Source organism: Blastochloris sulfoviridis (genome assembly GCF_008630065.1).
Taxonomy (GTDB): Bacteria; Pseudomonadota; Alphaproteobacteria; order Rhizobiales; family Xanthobacteraceae; genus Blastochloris; species Blastochloris sulfoviridis.
Window position 1 is genome coordinate 1 of sequence record NZ_VWPL01000005.1, and the last position, 22,425, is coordinate 22,425.

Consider the following 22,425-nt stretch of genomic DNA (forward strand, 5'->3'; position numbering starts at 1 on the left):
CCTCGCGGCGGTGAACACGGCCTGGCGGCAGGCCGCGGCGTGATTGAGAGTCCTCAAGCCGCGCTGGATGGGCGACTGTTCGTAGGACAAGTCGCCCATCGGTGATGCGTTCGTATCGGTGGCGTGGACGTGGGTGCTCACAAGGGACACACAATACCTCACGCGATCATCCGCGGACAGAATGGCCGCCGGCATGGAGTCGACTTCGGTGATTCTCCCATCCGGGTCCAGGTCACGCCAGCGAGGAAACGGTCGAGATTTTTGTTGAAGCCGATTTTGAAACCCACGCCGAGGAGCGACGACGTTTTGCCATCATCAATATTCCGCGGCATCTTTTCAGCGAAGCGTCCGGTGTCGCGGCTCGGCGGACAATTCGACCGGCACGCTGAGCGTTTTCCACCCACCCCTCAGATTTGAAAGATGGTCCCGCCGCTTCATCCACGGTCAGCGGGGCTGGCGGCAAAGTATGGGGGGGCGGAAAGCTGATTTTCGAAAGGCGGGACTGATACGGTTTCCGGTTGATCCCTTCGGGATACAGGACACAGTCTCGCCGAAAAATCCTTGAGTTGGAAGGGATTTTTTGGCGATCGGAATACGGTTCACCGGCTTGTCAGCCGGAAACCGTATGACCCGTTGACCTGTCCTTTGATCTTGTTAGCGTCGCCTCTATGGCAAAGGAATCGCGCACCAAGTCCAGCGGCGGGACGCGGCCCGGCAAGGCGGCGAAGCGGGCCGTGCCGAAGACGAGTGGACGGGCCCGTAAGGTGCTCGATCGGCCCGCCCTGCAGGGCTGGAACACCACCGACGACGAGGAGATCGCACTGCGCCGCTGGCGCGGCACCACCGAGATCGTCGCCATCGAGACGATTGAGGCGGACCATCCGGTTTTCGGAACCTTCAAGACCCGCTCGGAAACCGGCGGCTCCTACGAGGTGGAGATCCGCGACCTCAAGGGCTTTTCCAATTCGTGCGGCTGCATCGATCACCGGGTGAACGGGCTCGGCACCTGCAAGCACGTCGAGGGCGTGCTGGCGGCCTTGCACAGGCGGGGCGCCAAGGCGTTCCGCGCGGCGGCCGCGGCCGGCCCGACGCGGGTGGAGATCTTCCTCGATCGCCGCGGCACGCCGCGCCCAATGATCGCCTGGCCGGTCGCGGAGAGCGAACTGGAGGACGACCGTGAGCCGGTGCGCGGCTGGCTGGCGCCTTTCCTCGCCGCTGACGGCACGCTCGACCCGGCTCCCGATAATATCGCCACCCTCGTCGATGCGTGGTCTGTAGCGCCGGCCGACGTGCGGCTGCGGTTGCGCGTCTCGCGCCTCTTCGGACCGTGGCTCGCGCGGGAGCAGCGGACACGCTCGCGCATCGAGGAGCGCGCCGCCTTCCTGGCCGAGGTGACGCGCGGCGAGGCCGATTTCGAGGTGGTGAAGCTGCCGCTTCTGCCCTACCAGCGCGAGGGCATGCTGCATCTTGCCTTCGGCGAGCGCGCGCTGCTCGCCGACGAGATGGGGCTCGGCAAGACCGTGCAGGCGATCGCCGCCTGCGAGCTCCTGGCCCGCCGCAAGGGGATTTCGCGCGTCCTCATCGTCTGCCCAGCCTCGCTGAAGGCCGAGTGGGAGGAGCAGATCGCCCGCTTCACCGACCGGCCGGCGCATTCGGTGTTCGGGCCGCGGGCGGAGCGCCTTGCGCGATACCGCGATCCGGTCTTCTTCACCATCGTCAACTACGAGCAGGTGCTCGTCGACGCCGACGACATCAACGCCGTCCTGTCGCCCGATCTCGTGGTGCTGGACGAGGCGCAGCGGATCAAGAACTGGCAGACCAAGACGGCGCGGCGGGTGAAGTCGCTGCGTTCGCTTTATGTCTTCGTGCTGACCGGCACGCCGGTCGAGAACAGGATCGACGAGCTCTACTCGATCGTCCAGTATCTCGATCCCGAGCTGGTTGGGCCGCTGTTCCGCTTCAATCGCGACTTCTATCAGCTCGACGAGCGCGGCCGGCCGGCTGACTACAAGAATCTCGATGATCTGCACCGGCGCGTCGCGCCGGTCATGCTGCGGCGGCGCAAGGCCGACGTCGAGCGCGAACTGCCCGGCCGCACCGTCACCAATTATTTCGTGCCGATGGTCGAGGAGCAGAAGGCGCGCTACGACGATTACAAGTCGCAGGCGGCGCGTCTCATCGCCATCGCGCAGCGCCGGCCGCTGTTGCCAAAGGAATTCGACCGCCTGCAGATGCTGCTCGCCTGCATGCGCATGGTGTGCGACACGCCGGCGATCCTCGACCCAAGCTGCCGGGTGAGCCCGAAGCTTGAAGAGCTGGAGCGGGTGTTCGGCGATCTGTTCGAGGAACCGGACCGCAAAGTGATCGTGTTCTCCGAATGGGAGCGCATGCTGGAGCTGGTGCGCGAGCTCGCCGCCGAGATGGGGATCGAGACCGCCTGGCACACCGGCTCGGTGCCGCAGCAGCGCCGCCGCGCCGAGATCACAAGGTTCAAGAACGACCCCGCGTGCCGACTGTTTCTGTCGACCGACAGCGGCAGCGTCGGGCTCAATCTCCAGGTCGCCAGCGCGGTGATCAATGTCGATCTGCCATGGAACCCGGCTAGGCTGGAGCAGCGCATCGCCCGCGCCTGGCGCAAGAACCAGACCCGCGCGGTGACGGTCGTCAACCTCGTCTGCGAGGGCTCGATCGAGCACGGTATCCTGCATCTGCTCGGCCAGAAGCAGGCCCTGGCCGACGGTGTGCTCGACGGCCAGGGCGACGTGTCGGCGCTCAAGATGCCCTCCGGCCGCGGCGCCATGGTCGAGCGCATGCAGGCGATGATGGAGGCTGCCGAAAAGGCTGCGCCGCGCATCGTGTCGCCGGACGAAGCGGTCGCGGAGGACTTGAAATGCCGCCACGGTGAGGCGGCGCTGCTGATCGAGGCGCGGCAGGGCGGCGACGGCCGGGTGCGCGTGCTGGCGGTGCTCGACCTTAACGGCGAGGCGCTCGCGGCCGAGCAAAAGCGCCTCGCCACCGGCGACGGCACCGCGCCGAAGGTCGAGTTGGTCGACCGCGCGACCTGGACCGCCATGCAGCGGCTGCAGGCGAGCGGCGTGCTGCAGCTGGTGGAAGGCCCGGTGCGGGTGCTGCACCGGGCGCCATCCTTCGTCGAGACTGATGTGTCGGTCGAGCGCAAAGCCGCCGAGGCGGCAACCCTGCACGGCAAGGCGGAGCGAGCGGTGCGCATGGCCCGCGTGCTGGCGCAGGGCGGCTTCCCGGAGGAGGCGCCAGCATTGCTCGCCAAGGCGATCGGCGATGCGGCGGCGGCCCGGCTGGTGGCGCTCGGCGAGTTGCTGCTCGGTGCCGCTACCGCGTCGCCGGCCCAGATCGCATCGCTGGTCGAGCGCGGCACGATCCCGCCGAACACCACGGCCACGCTCGCCGCGCTGTGGCCCGGCACGGACTTGGTCTCGGGCGCCGAGGTCGCGCGCCTTCTCGACGCCACCGAGGCGATCGTCGCCGCCTGCCGCGAGCCCCTGGCCACCTTGCCGACGCCAATCCTAAAAATTATATAGGAATTTCAATTACATAAGAGTTCGCAGTTTTGTTCTGAATGGCGCGCCATTCTCATCAGCAAAACAAGCGCTTAGGCGAACGGCACCGGCAGGCACCCGGCGGCTCGGACCGCAATCGGCCCGACGCGCTCGGCCGCTGCAATCCCGCGTCGACACCCCTCGGCGGCGCGGGATGCGCCACCTGCGGCCGTGGTGGGGGCGGAGCCACGCGACCGATGATACGGTTTCAGGTTGATCCCTTCGGGATACCGGAAACGGTCTCGCCGAAATCCCCAGTCCTCCAAGAAACTCTCGATAACGGGATTTTCGGCAATCGGAATACGGCTCGAGGGCTTGATCAGCCGGAAACCGTATGACGCGGCCGGCGGCGCATCGCAAGTCGTTCGGCCTCATGTCATCCGCCCGGCCTCTGCCCCGCGGCGGGTCCGTCACTGGATGGCGTCTTCGCGGCGCACATGGCTGGACAGCGGCGTGCATGGTATGCGAATGCGAATGCGAATGCGATCTATTCGCATACCCTTTGTTTTTACCTCCATCGTCCGCGTGCAGGGTGGCAGCCGATGAATCGCCGGAACAATGTAGCATGGGGCCGGGCGGTGCCGCCGGCCGACGCCGACCGGACCCTCTCGGTGGCAGACATGATCGGCTCCTGCCCCAACATCGAGAAGATGTGGGCCGGCGTGGATGAGATCGCCATCGACGAGCACACGGCGTTCGCCTACGGCCAGTTCTGGTTCAACGCCGTCCGCCCGTCCGTCTTCACCAGCGGGTGCCGCTTTCGTTATCTCCACGACATCCCGGTCTCCGGCGTCTACCAAGCCAGCATCTTCGTCGGCATGCTGACCGCGGGCTGCCATGCTGCCGATGTCGAGGGCCGTTCGATCACCACCGACCGCATCGGCGTGCCGACCCTGATCGCGCTCGGCGAGCCGATGCGGTTCAGGACGCACTTCCGCGCCGGCCAGACCTGCGACATGAGCGGGTTTTTCGTCGAGGCTGAGGGCCTTGCGCCCCTGCTCGACGACCTGCAACTGGCGCCCCTGCGCGGCTGCCGGTGCGGCCTGCAATTCCGGCAGTTCGAGCGCGCCGAACGCCTGCGCGCCGCCCTGCTCGACCTTGCCGCCAACCCATATGCCGGCGCGCTCGCCCGGCTCTACGCGGAAGCGCGCATCCTCGCCGCCATTTTCGAAATCGCGATCGATCTCGATGGCGCAGCAACGGCCTGCCCCACCCTCTCCCGGCTGCGCCGCGAGCAGGCCGAACGGGTCCAGGCGATGCTGGAGAGCGCCCTCGCCGATCCACCGACCATCGGCCAGATCGCCCGCGAGATCGGCGTCAACGAGACGACGCTGCGCCGCAGCTTCAAGCAGGCGTTCGGCGTCACCATCATCGACTATCTGCGCGACCGCCGCCTCGACGTCGCGCGTGTCCTGCTGCGCGAGAACCGCCTGACCGTGGCGCAGATCGCCTACCGCGTCGGCTTCGCGAGCCCGGGGAACTTCGCCACCGCCTACCGCCGCCGCTTCGGCCACCCACCCCGCTCGGAGCTGCGGGCGTCGTGAGCCGGCCCATGCGGCGTGCAGGGTGTCGTTTGCGCAAAGATCTTATTCCGGCGCACAAAACTGACTGCGATTTGCTCGCAACAGCGCTGGCCTTAGATGTCGGCTTCACTCATAAAGAGAGTGCAGGCCGTGTCGAGCTACATTGGAATAAATAAAGACGACGGATTCGTCGGCAGAAAAACAGAGACTGGCGACGCCAATACTGATTCATGCGCCGGATTTGACCCCGGAAATCGGGAAGGCGCTCCCCTCTCCGTTCCGGCGGTCGCCCGCAGGATTCTGACTCTGATGACGAGCGGGCGCCGGTTGCTTGCCGGATCGGCTGTCGCCGGCACCCTGGCCGCGCTGCTCGCGCTGTCGCCCTACCTCGCTGCGGCGCTGGCCTTCGTCGAGCTGACCTCGCCGAACCCGAATAGCGACCGCCTCCTCGTCATCGGCCTTGCCGGCGTCGCCGGCCTCATCGGCCGCCATGTGTTCTTCGGGCTGTCGACGGCGCTGTCCCATCTCATCGCCTTCCGCGTCCAGAAGGATCTGCGGCTTCGCCTCGCCGCCAAGCTGTCGCGGGTGCCGCTCGGCTGGTTCGACGACACCGCCAAGGGCCGCGTCCGCTCCATCCTGCTCGACGACGTCGAGGCCACCGAGGACGGCATCGCCCATCTGATCCCGGAGACCAGCGCCGCGTTGCTGGCGCCGCTGCTGGTGCTGGTCGCCCTCGTGGTGGTCGATTGGCGGCTGACGGTCTTGACGCTGGTGCCGATGGTGGTCGGCATGTGGCTGCTCGGCCGCCTGCTGAAATCCGGCGAAGGGCCGACCCGCGACTATATCGAGATCCAGGCCAGGCTCGCCGAGACCACCGCCGAGATCGCCGACGGCCTGCCGACCGTGCGCCTGTTCGATCAGGCCGAGCAGGCGACGCAGCGCGCCTTCGACATGTTCGCGCTGATGACGCGCTTCTCCAACGACTGGATGCGCGACGCCGTGGTGCCCGGCGGCCTCGCGCAGATCCTGCTGTCGAGCCATCTGCTGGTGGTGGCACCCGCCGGGCTGCTGATGGCGGCGGCCGGCGAGGTCAGCACCGCGACGCTGGCGGTGTTCCTCGCGCTTGCGCTCGGCCTTGGCGACATCTTCGGCGCCATCCAGGGCATCAGCCACCGGGTGATGCGGCAGGTGCAGCACCTCGACAACATCGAGTCCATCCTCTCCCTGCCCGAGATGCCGGAGAGCGCGACCAAGGGCACCATCGGCCCGGCGGCGGTTGAACTCGATCAGGTCGGCTTCGCCTATGGCAAGCGGGCGGTCATCGATGGCGTTTCGGTCCGGGTCGAGCCGGGCCGCAGCCTCGCGCTGGTCGGGCCGAGCGGATCGGGCAAATCGACGCTGGTGCGCCTCGTCGCCCGCTTCCTCGACGTGCGCAGCGGCGCGGTTCGTATCGGTGGCGTCGATATCCGCGACATGAGCGCGGAGGATCTCCACGCCCGCCTCGCCGTGGTGTTCCAGGACGTGTTCCTGTTCGCCGGCACCATCGCCGACAACATCCGGCTCGGCCGCGCCGATGCCAGCGATGCCGACATCATTGCCGCCGCCAAGGCCGCCCGCGCCCACGACTTCATCAGCGCCCTGCCGAATGGCTACGACACGCTGGTCGGCGAGCGCGGCCACGGCCTGTCCGGCGGCGAGCGCCAGCGCATCTCGATCGCCCGCGCCATTCTCAAGGACGCATCGATCCTGATCCTCGACGAGGCCACCGCCTTCGCCGACCCCGAGAACGAGGCGGAGATCCAGACCGCGATCGCCGAACTCGCCCACGGGCGAACCATGATCGTCATCGCCCACCGCCTGCACACCATCACCCATGTCGACGAGATCCTGGTGCTCGACCAGGGGCGGATCGCCGAGCGCGGCCGGCACGACGATCTCGTCGCGGCCGGCGGGCTCTACGCCCGCATGTGGGCGGCCCATCAGGCGGTGCGCAGCTATCGCCACGCCAGCCGGGGGAACTGACCATGAAACTATTGTCGTTCATCTGGGCGCACCTTGGCGCGGCGCGCGGCAAGTTCGTCCTCAGCCTTGTCGCGACACTGGTGGAGGGGCTGGCCGCGGCGGTGCCGGCGGCTGCGGTCGGGCTCGGCCTCGTCCGTCTCGCCGCGGGCGACGCCACCCCGTCCGACCTCCTGCCCTATGCTGGCGCGGTCGTCGCCGCCTTCGTGGTGCGCACGCTGGCGTTGCGGGTGGCGTGGAGCGCCGGCTTCCAGGCCGGCAATACCGCCACCGAAACCGTGCGCCGCCGGCTGATCCAGCACATGCGCGCCGTTCCGCTCGGCGTGCTGGTGCGCTGGAGGCCGGCCCGCCTTGCCACCTTGGTCGGCGAGGACGGGCGCTGGATCAACGAGTGCTCGACCTTCACGCTGCACCGGATCCTGGCCGGCGCGGTGGCCGGCCTCGTGTTGTTCGCCCTGGCGGCGCTGTTCTCGCCGCTGGTGGTCGCGGTGATGATCGGCACCCTCCTCGTTGCGCTCGTGGTGCATCAGCCGATCGTCCGCGTCGTCGCGCGCGTGCTGGCGACGCGCTCGCGCTTCATCACCGACCTCAACCACCGCATTGGCGAATATGGCGAGGGCATCGCGGTGTTCCGCATGTTCCTGCGCAAGGGCGAGGCGCTGGCGCAGTTCCAGGACGTCGTCGAGGGTGCCTACCAGCTGATGCGCCGCAACACGCCGCGCTTGGTGGCGATGCAGGAAGCCAACGCCCTCCTGCTGTCGCTCGGCGTTCCACTCGCTTTGGTCGCGGTCGCCCTGAGCGGTGGCGGCGCGGGCTCGCCGCCCGAGGCCATGGTGGCGCTGTTTCTCGCCATCGCCGCCCAGACCGCCTGGACCAGCGCAGTGATCAAGCAGGCCTTGATCTTCCGCCTCGGCGAACAGGCCCGCTGCGGCATGGAGGCGTTCTTCGCCGAACCGGTTCTGACCGGCAGCCGACGCGACTTCGCCGACACCCTCGACGTTCGCGCCAACCAGGTGTCGTTCGCCTACGGCAAGGACGGGCGGACCGCAGTCGAGCATGTCACCTTCACCGCCCTGCGCGGCACCGTCACCGCCATCGTCGGGCCGAGCGGCGCTGGAAAATCAACCGTGCTTGCGCTGCTGGCGCGCTTCTACGATCCGGCCGGCGGCTCGATCAGGATCGGCGGCCTCGACATTGCCGAAGCCGACCCAGCCCGGCTGCAGGCGCTGATCTCGGTGGTGGACCAGAACGTCCATTTGTTCCGCGACACGCTGCGCACCAACATCCTGCTCGGCGATCCCGGCGCCGACGACGCCCGGCTCAAGGCGGTGGTAACGGCGGCCCGCCTCGACGAGCTGGTGGCGGCGCTGCCGCACGGCCTCGACACCCGCCTTGGCGACGGCGGCCGCACCCTGTCGGGCGGCGAGCGCCAGCGCGTCGCCGTCGCCCGCGCCTTGCTGAAGAACGCGCCGATCGTCGTGCTCGACGAGGCGACCTCGGCGATGGACCCGTTGTCCGAGAAGGCGATCCAGGATGCCGTCGCCGCGCTCGAAAGCGGCCGCACGGTGATCGTGGTAGCGCACCGCCTCCACACCATCGCCGGTGCCGACCAGATCCTGGCGATGGACCGCGGCCGCATCATCGAGCGCGGCTGCCACGACGAACTGCTGGCACGTGGCGGCCTCTATGCCGGCCTGTGGGCGGCGCAGCAGCGCGCCAGCGGCTGGAGGCTGCGATGAGCGGCCCTCACACCGCAGCCGCCGCGCCCAACTCCGCCGGCCGCGCCACCGTCCAGGCGGTTGCCGCCTCCTCTTACGCCGTCGCGATGATCGCGATGTTCTTCGTCTACACCATCCTGCCGGCCACCCTGCGCCAGGCGGGCCATCCGCCGGAGGTGGTCGGGCTTGTCTTCCTCGCCTACCTGCCGTTCGCGCTCAGAGTGGCGTGGGCGCCGCTGGTGGAGCGGTGGGCGGCCGGGCGCATCGCGCGCCACCGCACGATGTTGCGCCTGTTCCTCATCCTGGCGGTGTTGGCTCTGCTGGGGCTGCTGGCGATCGATCCCGCCGGCTCGGTGTGGCCGATGCTGGGCCTCAGCACGCTGGTGGTGACGCTGCTGGTCACCGCCATCACGGCGAGTGACGCCTACCTCGTCGCCACACTGGGCGCCGCCGACCGCCAGCGCTCGGCGGTTCACCAGGGCATCGCCGCCGCGGCCGGCGGCACCGTGCTCGGCGTCGTCATCCTCGTGCTCGGCGACCGCGGCTGGACGACGCTTGTGATCGCGGTGGCGGCACTGTCGCTGCTGGTGGCGCTGCCGGCGCTGGTGCTGCCCGATCGCGCCGCCATGCGCGCCGCCGACAAAGCCGCGCCACAGCGCGGCGGTCTGTGGGCGTTCCTCGTCAGCCGGCTGGTGCAGCGGCGGCTCGCCATCTCGGTGTTCGTGCATGGCAGCTTCGGCTTGGCCTCCGGCGCGCTGCCGATCCTGCAGGTCGATGCCGGGCTCAGTGTCGGCGAAATCGGCCTGCTGTCGGCGCTCGGCGCCAATATCGTCGGCCTCGCCGCCTCGAGTGTGGTCGGCGCGGGCATGGCGCGCTTCGGCGCGTGGCGCACCCTCGCCGCGCTGTGTCTCGCCTCGGTCGCCGGCTTCGGCGTTCCAGCCGCGGCGGGCTCGGCCATTCTCGCCTGGGAGGCGGTCATCGCCCTCACCTTTCTGGTGATGGGCACCTCCTACGCCTTCTTCGTCGTCTATCGCGCCCTCACCCTCGCCGTGTGCCACGGCGAGCGCGCCGCCACCCAGGCCGCCGCCCTCACCGGCATCGACGCGCTGATCTCCATCGTTGCTGCAGCTGCGGCCGGTGCGGTGATCGCCGCAATCGGCCTCAACGGCCTGTTCGCCGCGGTCACCGGCCTTGTCGCGATCGGCGCGGTCGTGGCGCTGATCGTCGCGGCTGGACCCGAGGTCCGCGCCCTTCTTCACCACCCTTCTCTGGAACAACCGCAATAATGGGGGCCCCTTTGCGCCGATCCACGATACTGCTGGCTTCGTCTCTGCTCTGCTCCACCGCCCTGACGCCGGCCTATGCCGAGCCGGAGAACCAGAGCGAGAACAACACCGAGACCGAGACGATCGAGGAAATCACCGTCACCGCCCGCAAGCGGACCGAGAAGCTGCGCGACATCCCGTTCTCGGTCGAAACGATCAGCCGCACCGAGCTCGAACAGAAGCGCATCATCGACGGCACCACGGCGCTGCGCGACATCGCCGGCGCGGTGAAGCCCACCTTCGGCGACCGCTCCAACGACTTCATCATCATGCGCGGCGTCGGCGCCGTGACCTTTCCCTTGAGCCCCGACGACAGTTCGGTGCTGACCTTCATCGACGGCGCGCCGACCTCGCTCGCCGCCTCGAACTCGGCCTATTTCGACCTGCAGCGGGTCGAGGTGCTGAAGGGACCGCAGTCGACGCTGTTCGGCCGCAACACCTCGGGCGGTGCCATCAACCTCATTCCGGTGCTGCCGAGCCAAACGCCCGAAGCCTATGTCGGGGTCGAATACGGCTCCGACAATCACCGCCAGGTCGAGGGCGCGTTGGCCGGCGCCATCGTGCCGGAGAAGGTCGCCGGCCGCATCGCCTTCCGCGCCCGCGGCATCGACGGCTTCATCCCCAACACCGAAGGCTCCGATCTGGGCGATGAAACGTCCTATGTCGGGCGTGGCTCGCTGCTGTTCACCCCCAACGAGCGTACCCGCTGGCTGGTCAGCGCCAGCGGCGAGAAGACCGATCTGTCTCCAATTTATTACATGCAGCTCGGCGACGGCATGGAAAAGATCGCCGGCTATTCGGTCGCCGATGAGAACATGGAGTTCGTCAATCTGAACTCGAAGTTCGAATACGCCTTCGACGCCTTCACCTTCACCGCCCAGACCTCCTACCACAAGGCCGAGGTCAACTCCCGCTACAACGCGCTCGACGTGCATCTCGCCAGCGCGATGTCGGGCCTGCCAACCTCGATGTTCGCCGATCCGGCGACCAACCACATTTACTGGACCCGCGACGAGTCGCGCGCCACCCAGGAATTCCGCCTCACCTCCAATCCCGGCTCCGCCATCTCCTGGATCGCCGGCGTGGTCGGCTATCAGGACACTGCGAATCTCGTTCAGGACAACAAGCTGTGGCTTTACGCCCCGCTCATGGCCGGCACCCAGGACTACACCCAGACCACCACTGGTGCCGCGGTGTTCGGCGAGATCACGCTTCCGCTGTGGGACAAGCTGAAATGGACCGTCGGCGGGCGCCTGACCCACGAAAGCAAGGACTTCGACAACCTCTACACGTCCGACGGTACCCCGGGGACAGTCCCCTCATTTGCCGAGCAAGGCACCATGTCCTACGGCTTCTGGACCGGCCGCACCTCGCTTGCCTATGAGTGGTCGCCGAACCTGTCGAGCTGGGTCAGCGTGGCGCGCGGCTACAAGGGTGGCGGCTACGGCATGTCCAACCACTTCGCGGCCTTCGGCATCCCCCGCGATCCGTACGATCCGACGTCGATGATCGCCTATGAGATCGGCAGCCGCGGCTCGTTCCTCGACAACCGGCTGAACCTGTCCGGTGCCCTGTTCTACAACGACGTCTCGCAGGAGCAGATCACTGCCTTCAACACCACGACGCTTGAGGTGCTGGCACTCAATGTCGATGTCCAGAGCTGGGGCGGCGAGCTCGAGGGCAGCTATCGCATCGCCGAGGGGTGGGACGTCGGCTTCGGCGCCGCCTACACCCAGGGCGAGTTGCTCAATGTGTTGCCGGTTCTTGCCACTCTGGTGAACGGGCTCGTGGACGGCAACAAGATCCCCAACGTCCCGGAGTGGACCCTCAAGGCCTCGCTCGCCCACCGTACCCATGTCGAGAAACTCGGTCTCGGCAGCCAGCTCGGCGATGCACAGGCGTATTGGCGGCTGGATTACAGCTTCGTCGATGCGCGTTTCGCCGACGCCGGCAACATGTTCCTGCTCGATTCCTCGCACTATCTGGGAGCGCGGGCCGGCCTGGAGTGGGAGAAGCGGGAGTTCTATCTCTTCGGCAGCAATCTGCTGAATGAGGAAACCATTTCATACGGGAATGTTTATGCCCCGTCCGCCAAGACGGGCGAAATGCTCTCCGGCGTGAGCTACGCCCGCGGCCGCACCTTCGGCCTCGGCGCCAAGGTGCGGCTGTGACCGCTTTCCTGATTGCGGAGGCGTGACATGCACACGGTGGACATGACGCCGCTCGGGCTGTTCCTGTCGGCCGGCTGGGTCGGCCGCAGCGTGATCCTGGCGCTGACCGCGGCGTCGATCTGGTGCTGGGTGGCGATGATCGAGGTCTGGCTCGGCCATCGCGGCCTCAACCGCGCGCTCAAGGCGGCCTCGTGCGGCGAGGCGCCCGCGCTCCTCGCCGGCGTCGAGCGGGCCGGCGAGGAGGCCGCCCGCCTTCACATCGCCGCCGAGTCCGTCGCCGAACGGCGCGCCCGCATCGCCGAGGCGATGGGGCGCGAAGCGGACCTCGTGATGATGCGGCTCGAACGCGGTCTGCCCGCTCTGGCGATGATCGCCACCGCCGCACCGTTCATCGGCCTGTTCGGCACGGTGTGGGGCATCATGTCGAGCTTCATGGGCATCGCCGCGTCGCAGGACACCTCCCTCGCGGTCGTGGCGCCCGGCATCGCCGAGGCGCTGGCGGCAACCGCCATCGGCCTCGTCGCCGCCATTCCGGCCTCGCTCGGCTACAACCGCCTCTCCGCCGTGCTCGGCCACGCCGGGCAGCGGCTGCGCCATCACGTCGAGAGCCGCGCGGTTGCGCTCGGCATCGGCCCTGCTTCCCCCACGCATGGAGATGGATGATGAGCCCTGGCGGATTGGGATCCTCGCGTCCCGGCAGCTACCGCCCGTCGGCGGAGATCAACGTCACGCCGCTGGTCGACGTCATGCTGGTGCTGCTGGTGGTGTTCATGATCACCGCGCCGCTGCTGGCCGCCGGCCTGAAGCTCGATCTGCCGCGCGCCTCGACGGCCAAGCCGCTCGATCCCAAGGATCCGATCGTCGTCTCGGTCGATCGCGACGGCCACATCGCCGTCGATCAGACCCCGGTCGTCCGCGAGGAACTGGCGGCGACGGTGCTGGCAAGGATCGCGGACAATGACCACGCGGTACGGGTGCGCGGCGACCGCGACCTCGCCTATGGCGAGATGGTCGGCATCGTCGATCTGCTCGCTGGCGCCGGTGTTCGCCGTCTCGCGCTGGTCACCGAGCCGAAGACGGCGCGCGAGGCTACCGGGGGGCCTGACGCCCGCGCCAGTGCCACGCCGGAGGCCGGCAAGGCCGAGAGCGGCAATCTGGCCACCGCGACGGTTCCGCCAGCGGGCACCGCCGCGCAATGACCCTTGCGGCAATCTCCCGGCGTACCGCCTTGGCGCCACCGCCCGCGGACCGCCCATCGGGTCGCGGACGGCGGGCCGGCCTCATCGTGCTGGTCACGGCGGTGCATGCCTCGGCGCTGATCGTGCTGCCCAGTCCCGATCCGGCGCAAGCGCCGCCCACGGAGGTCGAGATCACCGTTGTCAGCGAGCTGCCCGCGCCGGAGCCGGTGGACGCCGCGCCAGAGCCACCGCCACCGCGTCCCGAACCCGTTGCGGAACCGGAGCCTGACCCTGTGCCCGAGCCGGAACCTATCATCGAGCCGCCGCCGGAGCCGATCGTCACGCCTGAGCCGGAGCCGATCGTTGCCGAGCCCCCCAAACCAAGCCCCGCGCCCCCGCGGCCGAAGCCGAAAGCCGAGCCTCCAGCTCGCCGCAAAGAGCCGGCCCGCCTTAGCGCGCCCTCGCAAGCGAAGGCGGCTGCGCCCGCCGCCGCAACGCGGTCCGGCCGCGATCCCGGCTATGCCGCGCGGGTGCGGGCCATTCTCCAGGCCCGGGTCGATGGCCTTGGCCTGGAAGAAGTGGCCGGCGTCGTTGTGGTGGCCTTCTCGATCGGCCCGAACGGCAGGCTGGTGTCGCACCGGCTGGCACGCGCGTCGGGAAACTTCACCATCGACCGCGCCATTCGCGCCGTGCTCGCCAGCATCTCCTTTCCGCCGCCGCCCGGCGGCAGCTTCGCCGGCAACGTCTCCATCCGCATACGTTAGGAACCTCTGTCCATGCAGCCGCGCACCCTCATCGGCACCGTCGTCCCCCTCGCCCTGCTCACCTCCTATGTTCTGTTCGCCGACACCGGCGATTGGGGCACGCGGGCGTTCGTCGCCGGCAGCCTGACGATGTGGGTCTTGCGCAATCTCTACGCCCACACCCGCAACGGCCCGCTCGTCGAGACCCGCATCGACATCACCGAAAAGCTCGTGCTGCTCGCCGCCGCCATGGGTGTCATGGTGCTGCCCTGGGTGACGATCTTCTGGCCCTGGCCGCCGCAATGGGTTGCGCCCGCCAGCCCCGCCGCGGTCATCGCCGGCGCGGTCATTTACCTGATCGCCGATCTCTTGTTCTGGCGCTCGCACGCCGATCTCGGCCGCCAGTGGTCGCCGACCCTCGAAATCAAGCAGGACCACACGCTGATCACCCGCGGCGTCTATCGCTGGATCCGCCACCCGATGTACGCCGCGATGTGGCTGATGGCGATCGCCCAGGCGCTGCTCGTGCCGCACTGGGCCGGCGCGCTCTCCGGCCTCGTCGGCTTCGGCGCGGTCTATGTCACGCGCATCAACCGCGAGGAGGCGATGATGCGCGACCTGTTCGGACGGGCGTGGGACGAGTACGTCCGCCGAACCGGCCGCCTCATGCCGCGTTGGCGCAGCCCGGCGTGATACGAAACTCCGGCTTGATCGGCCGTTTTCGCATGTCACCGCAGATCGCCCCCCTCGCCACATGGAATTCCGGCATCCGTCTCCGTTTCAGAACGAGAGCGTCACCGCCCCGGACGCCGCGATGACCGTGCCCACCGCAGCCAGGACGTTGCCGTTCACGAGGCGCACGGTCGCCTGATGCTCCTGATGGGCCACGACATGCGGCTGATGCCGCCGACATACGTGAAGCCGTTCGGCGCGCCCCGACGGCGCGTGTTGCCCGTGGAGAAAGGATATACGGTTTTCGTTATCCCGAAGGGATCGACCGCACGCCGTATCACTCCGCTGCGCCATGCGCCGCTCCGGCCGGCACGGGGCTCCCGGCCATTCGCAGCCGCAACCGCAACGCCATCAGCAGGCCGGTGAAGATCAGCCCGGCCGACAATCCGTACCACCAGCCGATCGGCCCCAATGGCGCGACGATCCAGTCCGTGAAGCACAGGGCGTAGCCCAGAGGCAGGCTGAAGAGCCAGTGCACGCCAAGCTGGATCAAGAACGGGCTGCCCGGGTCTCCAAGGCCGCGCAGGAAAAACCCCAAGGCGATGGCCACCACGTCCACGGTCAGGATCAGGGCCACCACCCAGAGCAGATCGAGCGCCAGGGCGGTAACCGCGGGATCCTGGGTATAGAGCCCCGCCACCTCCGCGTCGAAGGCCGCCAGGCCAGCCGCCATGGCCAGCGACGAAACCACCGCAAGGCCCATCGTCCAGGCCATGAGCGGGCGCAGGCTCGCCCGGTCGCTGCCGCCCGCGGATCGGGAGATCAGAATCGTCGCCGCCATGCTGAGGCCGGTCGGGATCATCAGCATCACCATGAGGATGTTGAAGGCGATCTGGTGGGCACCGATCGCCACGGCCCCAATGGTGGCAATGAACACGCTCACCACCCCCATCACCAGATAATCCGACAGGAAATTCAGCGCGATCGGCAGACCAAACAGGCAGAAGCGGACGATCCGCGCCAAGGATAACTCGGCGATGCGCGGAGGGCGCTGCCAAAGATACCGGACGGCACCATGCGTGCGGGTGACGCCCATCAACGCCAGCGCCATTCCCCACGACACCGCCGCAGTTGCCGCGCCGAAGCCGGCGCTTCCCAGCGCCGGCAGGCCGGCATGCCCGTGGACGAAAGCGTCGTTGAGCCAAATCTTGGCGAGGACGCCCACGACGATAACCACGGTGACCATGGCCGGGGCCCGATGGGCCTCCAGGGTGAACCGAACCGCCAGGAACAGTCCCATTCCCGGCAAGGCCAGCGCCACCCACTGCAGATAGGCCGTCGCCTCCGGGATCAGTTCGGGCGCCACCCCGACGGCGCGGAACAACGGACCGCAGCCGGCAGAGAGCGCCAGCCCCAGCAAGGCGCCTCCCAGAACGCCCACCACAACGCCCCGCAGGACGATGCCCGCGACACCCGCTGGATCCCCCTCTCCCAGACGGGCGCCGATGGCCGGCGTCATGCCGTACAGCAGGCCGAGCAGAAAAATCATCATCGGCGTCCAGACGGCGGCACCGACTGCGATGGCTCCCAGGGTCAGAACGCCGAGATTGCCTGCCATCACGACGTCCACAACGCCGTTCGCCATTTGCGCGAACTGGGAGACAATGATTGGACCGGACAACACAAGCAGTGTCGGCAGCAGCCGCGAACGCGATGCCGGCCCGGCGCGGGATACGGAACCTTCGGTCATGATGAGTCCTTCTGCGGGGCCTGTCGGTCCTCTGGGCCGGATCCTGTTGCGGAATTGGCCGGAACTTCGCAGGGCACCGGCTCGCCTTTCCGCTCCCGAACGCAGCGGAGTTCACGGCCGGTGCAGGTCCTGCGGAGGGATCCTTCGTCCCGGCCGCGACACCATGCGCCGATCAAGCGTTCACGGTTCCGACCGAGCCGAGCAACTGCTCCAACTTGTTGAGTTGCCGAATTCTTTGACGCAAGGGTGCCATCCATTCTTGCGGAGAATGCTCTCGATCTTCCGCCGGGTGGCCTTTCGAGAACGGGGAATGTGAGCAGAGACTTCAAACCAGCTTAGTATAGCAATAAAATAGAACGCCGAAACATTAAATTGCCGCACGTGACAGATTGCAATTATACAAATTAAATATTCTCATAAGCGACAAGAAGAAGAACCCCGCCTGCGCGAGCACCTCGTGCTGCGCGTCGGCGCGAAGGTCGCCGATCATCTCGACGCCGTTCCGGGACACCTCGGGGCGCGGCGTCGCGGCGGTACTCGCATCGTCCGCCACGTTCGCGCCTTTCTTGTTCTTGCCAGGCTCCGGCAACCGGAAATACACCGACTGCACCTTGCCCTCGCGGCCAAGACTCGCGACCAAGATACATCGCGGCGCGGTCGCCCCTGCCGTGCCTACCGTAGACGCGCTCGGCCTTCCGCGGCAGCGCTGGTCTATGAGGCTGGCCAGCAGCAGGGCAAGCGGGTGCTGGTCTATGATCTCGGCGGCCGCACATTCGCCGTCTCGGTCGTGCGCATCGAGGAGGGCGTGGTCGAGGTGATCGCCACCGCCCATGACCACCGATGTGTTGGAGCCGTGCCCGATTTGCGGCGCGCGCCTGAATGGCAGCGACAATCGCCGGCGTTGCCGGGCGGAGCTCGAAGCCGTCCGCCGCATCGCCGAGCAGAGCGCAGCGCTGGCTGGAGCCGGACTGGAACGCCTCGTCGCCGGCGATCATGCCGCGGCCGACCGCCTACTGCGCCGTACCGGCACATTGCGGTGGCGCAGTTCGACCTAAAGCAGTCTCCGCAAAAGTGGGGACCGGTATTGCGAAAGAGAATGCGACTACTCAAAGGCTTAGAGCGCTCGTCCGGTTCAATCAGATCGGCGGACGCTCGAGTTGTTTTACGAATGAGACGCAATAGCATTGCGTTTGGCGGGACGAGTGGCTAAAGCAGTCTCCGCAAGGGCAGGTGCTGGTTTTGCGAAGAGACTGCGACAATTCATACGGTTTCCGGCTGATCGAGCCTTCGAGCCGTATTCCGATCGCCGAAAATCCCGTTACCGAACATGGGATTTTCGGCGAGACCGTTTCCGATGGCCCGAAGGGATCAACCGGAAGCCGGATCAAGGACTTGAAGCGTCCGTCCGGTTCAATCAGATCGGCGGATGCTTCGGCATCGCGTCGAAACGACTCCTTGCGACAAAGGGTTTGCCCCGTGTCCCGACACTTCCTCGTGGCGCTTGCCGTGCTGTCCGCAGTCACGCTCCTCGCCCGGCGCGCGGACGCGCACACACCCTTGTGCGCCTGCTACGACAATGGCGACGGCACCATCCTGTGCGAGGGCGGCTTCTCGGACGGCGCGACCGCGGCCGGCGTCAGGCTGGCGGTGCTCGATCGCTCGGGCAATGTGCTGATCGAGGGGGCGATGAACGAGCAGTCGGAATTCGTCTTCGCCAAGCCCTCCGGCGCCTTCACGGTGCTGTTCGACGGCGGCGCGGGACATCAGGTCCGCCTGTCGGGGACGGACATCCATTGAGCCGGACCGATGAAGGGCCGCTCGATCGCCCGATCGTGGTCGAGAACCTGCGCTACGCCTATGGCGGCAGGGTCATCCACGACGGCCTGAGCTTCTCGGTCGAGAGGGGGCGGATCGTCGGCCTGCTCGGCAAGAACGGCGTCGGCAAGACCACGCTGATCAAGCTCTTGATGGGCTTTCTCGCGCCACTCTCCGGCGCCTGCCGCGTGCTGGGCGAGCCGTCGCACGCCTTGCCGGCACAGGCCAAGCGCCGGATCGGCCTGGTGTTCGAGGGACACCTCGCCTACGACTTCCTGAGCATCGAGGCGACGGAACGCTTCCTCTCGCCTTGGTATCCGCGCTGGCGGCGGGAGGTGTTCCACGACTTCATGGACCGCCTCGGGCTGCCGCCGCAGCATCTGATCCGCAACATGTCGGAAGGCCAGCGCTCGCAGGTGGTGCTGGCGGCGGTGCTGGCGCAGGACCCCGACCTCTTGATCCTCGACGACTACACGATGGGGCTGGACGCCGGCTACCGCCGGCTGTTCCTCGACCATCTCGTCCATCACGCCCGCGCCGGCAACAAGACCGTGTTCGTCACTTCGCACGTCGTGCAGGACATGGAGCGGCTGGTCGACGACGTGATCCTGCTGCGCCGCGGCTCGCCGGCCTATCTTGGCCCGCTCAACCACTTCATGCGCGACTTCCGCCGCTTCCGCCTGGTTGCGCCCGACGCCGACCTGCGCGCCGGCGGCACGCTCCACACCGTCGAGCGCGAGGCGGACGGCACGTGGTCGATCTACGCCTTTCATTCAGCCGAGGCCGTGGGCGCAACGCTGCGAGGCGCCGGCATCGACCCCGCCCACTTGAGCGAAGTCCCGATGACCCTTGAGGACGCCTTCGTCGGCTACACCGGGAGCTATTGATGCGGCCCTTGCTCCTCAAGGAATGGATCAAGCTGCGCGGCCGTCTCGCCGCCATCCTTCTCGGCTGCGTCGCGTTCCACCTCTATTTCGCGATGACGCTGCGCCAGAAATTCACCCTCGAACACGCCGAGATGGTGTTCTACCAGGTGGGACGGATCGGCCAGAACATCGTCGCCGGATTTGAGTACGTTCCGCTGGCGATCGGCGCCCTTCTGGCCTTCGTGCAGTTCGCGCCCGAGGTGGCGCGCGGCCACCTGCGCCTGTCGCTGCATTTGCCGATCGCCACCAACCGGCTGATCCTCGCGCACCTGGCGGTGGGAACGGCGGTGCTGGTCACGCTGTTCGCCCTCAACGCCGCGGCGCTGGCGGCGATCGTCGGCATCTGGTTTCCGGCCGAGTTCGTGACGAGCGCCTTGTCCGCGGCGGTGCCGTGGATGGTGGCCGGCCTCGTCGCCTATTTCGGCGGCGTCGCGGCCATGCTGGAGCCGCAGGCGATCCGGCGCGTGGCGTGGCTCATCGTCACCGCCGCCATCGTCGCGCTGTGCCACCTCTCGACCCACCGCGGCGCCTATGACGACGCCATCTGGGGCCTGATCCTCCTCGCGCTGCTGTTCGTTCCGGCCATTCCCTGGGTGGCGCGGCGCTTTCGCGACGGCGGCGGCGCGCCCTCGCCGGGCGTCGGCCGGCCGGCCGCGATCGTCCTGATCGTCGCCGTCTGCGCGATCGCCGCGCCGGTCGCGACCGGCACGCTGTTCGATGCGCAGATGGAGGAGACCCAGATCTTCTTCAGCCCGGTGTCGCGAACCTTCGTCTATCGCGAACATCTGCGCGATCACGAATTCCGCCACGCGACACGCGAGGGCGCGGACCTCGACCGCAAGACCTTCCAGACCCTGCTGCCGTTCATCTACAACCGCGATATGGAGGTGTGGGGCCTGCTGCCGGTCACGATCGACGGCCGGGCGTTCGACCGCCGGGCGCTGGCCGACGAGCGCATGATCTTCGAGCTGAAGCCGCGCGACATCGCCGACCGCCGCGCCGACGTGCCGGTCTATCCCCTGATCGAATCCGAGCCCGGACAGGCCCGCCTGCAGTTTCCGGAGGACGTGTTCCGCTTCACCGCCGAGCGCATGGAGTTCCTCAACGTCGACACGCTCGCGGTCGAGGCGGCGACGACACGCATCTTCACCGAGGCACTGGCCGAGAAGGGCTTCGCCTTCCCGCCCCGGCTGGTGGAAGGCCGCGCCACCATCCTCAAGCCGTTCGACGAGGGATATCTCGTCGTCGATGCCAAGGGGGCGGTGTTCCACATCAAGCGGGCGGGCGGCCGCCCGCGGGTGGTGCGCACGCCGATCCCCGCCGATCTTGGCATCCGCAGCATCCAGGTCGTCGAGAACGCGCAGCGGCGTTTCCTGGGGCTACTTCTCTCACGCGACGGACGATTGTTCCTGATCCGCAACGGCGACTACCGCCTCGTCCCGCTGCCGACGGCGGGATACGTCCCCGACGCGATGGACTACAAGCTGATCATGAACCCCGTCGCCCCCACCGCGACGTGGAGCCATGCCGCAGGCGCGCGTGCCGCCGCTCTGGCCCCGGACCTGACGCTGGTCGACACTTTCGAGCGCGCGGCGCCCGAGCGCCCGCGCGGCTGGGCCGAGCGCGTCGTCCGCACGTTCGTCCCCTTCGAAATCCGGCTGGAAGCCCGCGGCGGAGATCGGCTGGAATGGTCCTTTGCTGCCGGCGCATGGACTGCCTTCGCCGTCTCGCTCGGGCTCGCGATGATCGTCGGGGGTCTCGACCGCCGGCGGACGAGCCGCCGCGAGCGCCTTGTGACCGTCGCCTTGACGATCGCATTCGGCATGTTCGGCCTTATCGCCGCCCGCCTGACCGGCCCGGCCTGGCCGGAGCGGACCGCCTGACACCGGGCCGGCAAGGCACCGGGCCGGCAAGGCGCGTTCCTGACCGTGCCGGCGGGCCGTGCTGCTGTTCGGCTGGAAGCGCCGGCAGAGTCTGGCGCAACCGGGTTCCAGTCAGGTGCCGCGCGGGCCACCGAGTCCACCCGCGAGCACGAGGCAAGAGCGCGGGATGAAACGTGGCGGGATGACCCGTGTCGGTATGGTCGAGCGATTTCGCCATGGAATTGGCACCCGATGCGGCTGCCGGCTGATCCCTTCGGGAGACCGGAAACGAGGATCCTCGACGTACGGCCGAACGACTTGACCACGGGCATCGTTGCCGGCCGAGCGGAACAACTCCCGTCCCGATGGGGTCATCGAGCCGCCTCCATACTCCTCCTGTTGCGCGCCGGCGCCAGCCGCCCTTGATCATCCCTATCTGGACGCCCGGAACAAGTGAAACTTGTGATCGGCAAGGCCAAGGGCTTGACCCCGTTCCGGTTCTCGCCACGCTGGCGACGTCGGCCACACGTTGGGACGCGGGCCAGCCAGCGCCGGCAAGCCGGTGCCGGCAAGGCGGTGCTTGTGGAAGGCGGTGCTTTCGGCGCTGCTGCTCGACCGCGCCCACAAGGTGCGGCAACTGACAACGCACGCCACCGGCCACCGCCAAGGCCGCGCGCTCGCGACAGCGCCGCTTGAGTGCCCGCTCGCAAGCCGACGCCAACGTCAGCACCCGCCCGAGTCAGCACCCGCCAACGTCAGCACCCGCCCACGTCAGTACCCCTGGCCGCCTTCTGCGCCGCACCCCTGCCGATCACGCGGCCGCCCTTGACAGAAATCATATTATTATACCTGAATATATGAAATTACATGTATGAAAGCCTGCTTCGCCGGTCGCGGCATCGCGCGTGACGGTGCAGACTTCTGCCCGGTGGGGGAGTGAAACGTCCATGACGAGTGCCTCGCCGGCAGCCGCGCGGCTTGGCGGCGAGGCACTCCCAACGATCGCGCCGCCGGAGCCGCCAGCGGTGGCGGATGAGCGGCGCGCGGACCTGCTGTCATGATCTGAATGGCACCAGGACGCGTTTTCCGGGATTGCGCGGCAATCACCCGGAAACCGCAAGAAGCCGGCGCTCGCCGGTGACACCAAG

Annotated in this window: 16 protein-coding genes; 14 read left to right on the forward strand and 2 right to left on the reverse strand. The window is 67.9% G+C overall.

Going from position 1 to position 22,425, the window contains the following annotated elements; genetic code table 11:
• The first annotated feature begins 668 nt into the window (after positions 1–668).
• The 10 genes from F1193_RS03900 to F1193_RS03945 all read left to right on the forward strand — a co-directional run bounded on the left by F1193_RS03900 (position 669) and on the right by F1193_RS03945 (position 14,945).
• The gene (locus tag F1193_RS03900) at positions 669–3,557 is read left to right on the forward strand and encodes a DEAD/DEAH box helicase (protein WP_150096367.1); all 2,889 of its coding nucleotides are present in this window, start codon (positions 669–671) and stop codon (positions 3,555–3,557) included.
• A gap of 638 nt (positions 3,558–4,195) precedes the next feature.
• On the forward strand, positions 4,196–5,119 hold the full coding sequence (locus tag F1193_RS03905; RefSeq protein ID WP_170263334.1) for a helix-turn-helix transcriptional regulator: 924 nt from the start codon (positions 4,196–4,198) through the stop codon (positions 5,117–5,119).
• Between the two features lie 288 nt (positions 5,120–5,407).
• Positions 5,408–7,120, forward strand: a complete 1,713-nt coding sequence (locus F1193_RS03910) for an ABC transporter ATP-binding protein (RefSeq protein ID WP_170263336.1) — start codon at positions 5,408–5,410, stop codon at positions 7,118–7,120.
• A gap of 2 nt (positions 7,121–7,122) precedes the next feature.
• Positions 7,123–8,856 (forward strand): ABC transporter ATP-binding protein, encoded by a 1,734-nt coding sequence (locus F1193_RS03915; protein WP_150096370.1) that lies wholly within the window; start codon positions 7,123–7,125, stop codon positions 8,854–8,856.
• Positions 8,853–10,121 (forward strand): MFS transporter, encoded by a 1,269-nt coding sequence (locus F1193_RS03920; RefSeq protein ID WP_150096371.1) that lies wholly within the window; start codon positions 8,853–8,855, stop codon positions 10,119–10,121. The genes F1193_RS03915 and F1193_RS03920 overlap by 4 nt, the downstream gene beginning before the upstream one ends.
• Positions 10,122–10,132: 11 nt before the next feature.
• Entirely contained in the window at positions 10,133–12,331 is a 2,199-nt protein-coding gene (locus F1193_RS03925) for a TonB-dependent receptor (protein WP_170263338.1), read from the forward strand.
• Positions 12,332–12,358: 27 nt separating this feature from the next.
• Complete coding sequence (locus F1193_RS03930; protein ID WP_150096373.1) at positions 12,359–12,994, forward strand: MotA/TolQ/ExbB proton channel family protein; 636 nt, start codon at positions 12,359–12,361, stop codon at positions 12,992–12,994.
• Positions 12,994–13,530 (forward strand): ExbD/TolR family protein, encoded by a 537-nt coding sequence (locus tag F1193_RS03935; protein ID WP_210247289.1) that lies wholly within the window; start codon positions 12,994–12,996, stop codon positions 13,528–13,530. The genes F1193_RS03930 and F1193_RS03935 overlap by 1 nt, the downstream gene beginning before the upstream one ends.
• Before the next feature lie 86 nt (positions 13,531–13,616).
• Positions 13,617–14,273, forward strand: a complete 657-nt coding sequence (locus tag F1193_RS03940) for a TonB family protein (RefSeq protein ID WP_150096375.1) — start codon at positions 13,617–13,619, stop codon at positions 14,271–14,273.
• A gap of 12 nt (positions 14,274–14,285) precedes the next feature.
• Complete coding sequence (locus F1193_RS03945) at positions 14,286–14,945, forward strand: protein-S-isoprenylcysteine O-methyltransferase (RefSeq protein ID WP_150096376.1); 660 nt, start codon at positions 14,286–14,288, stop codon at positions 14,943–14,945.
• Positions 14,946–15,261: 316 nt separating this feature from the next.
• Here F1193_RS03945 and F1193_RS03950 read toward each other — a convergent pair whose 3' ends face one another.
• A complete protein-coding gene (locus tag F1193_RS03950) occupies positions 15,262–16,674 on the reverse strand; it encodes an MATE family efflux transporter (RefSeq protein ID WP_150096377.1) in 1,413 nt (470 codons plus the stop codon).
• Positions 16,675–17,041: 367 nt separating this feature from the next.
• Positions 17,042–17,506 carry a hypothetical protein gene (locus F1193_RS17415; RefSeq protein ID WP_246164109.1) on the reverse strand — a complete coding sequence of 155 codons (465 nt, stop codon included), beginning with the start codon at positions 17,504–17,506 and terminating at the stop codon, positions 17,042–17,044.
• On the opposite strand from F1193_RS17415, the gene F1193_RS17750 reads away from it, so the two are divergent.
• The 4 genes from F1193_RS17750 to F1193_RS03970 all read left to right on the forward strand — a co-directional run bounded on the left by F1193_RS17750 (position 17,417) and on the right by F1193_RS03970 (position 21,298).
• Positions 17,417–17,884, forward strand: a complete 468-nt coding sequence (locus F1193_RS17750; protein WP_425457201.1) for an Hsp70 family protein — start codon at positions 17,417–17,419, stop codon at positions 17,882–17,884. The two genes, F1193_RS17415 and F1193_RS17750, sit on opposite strands and share 90 nt — an antisense overlap.
• Before the next feature lie 266 nt (positions 17,885–18,150).
• Positions 18,151–18,471: a hypothetical protein gene (locus F1193_RS03960; RefSeq protein ID WP_210247291.1), complete on the forward strand. Its 321-nt coding sequence runs from the start codon at positions 18,151–18,153 to the stop codon at positions 18,469–18,471.
• On the forward strand, positions 18,468–19,376 hold the full coding sequence (locus F1193_RS03965; RefSeq protein ID WP_150096378.1) for an ABC transporter ATP-binding protein: 909 nt from the start codon (positions 18,468–18,470) through the stop codon (positions 19,374–19,376). Before F1193_RS03960 ends, F1193_RS03965 begins: the two co-directional genes overlap by 4 nt.
• On the forward strand, positions 19,376–21,298 hold the full coding sequence (locus F1193_RS03970) for a DUF4857 domain-containing protein (RefSeq protein ID WP_150096379.1): 1,923 nt from the start codon (positions 19,376–19,378) through the stop codon (positions 21,296–21,298). The genes F1193_RS03965 and F1193_RS03970 overlap by 1 nt, the downstream gene beginning before the upstream one ends.
• The last annotated feature ends 1,127 nt before the right edge of the window (positions 21,299–22,425 follow it).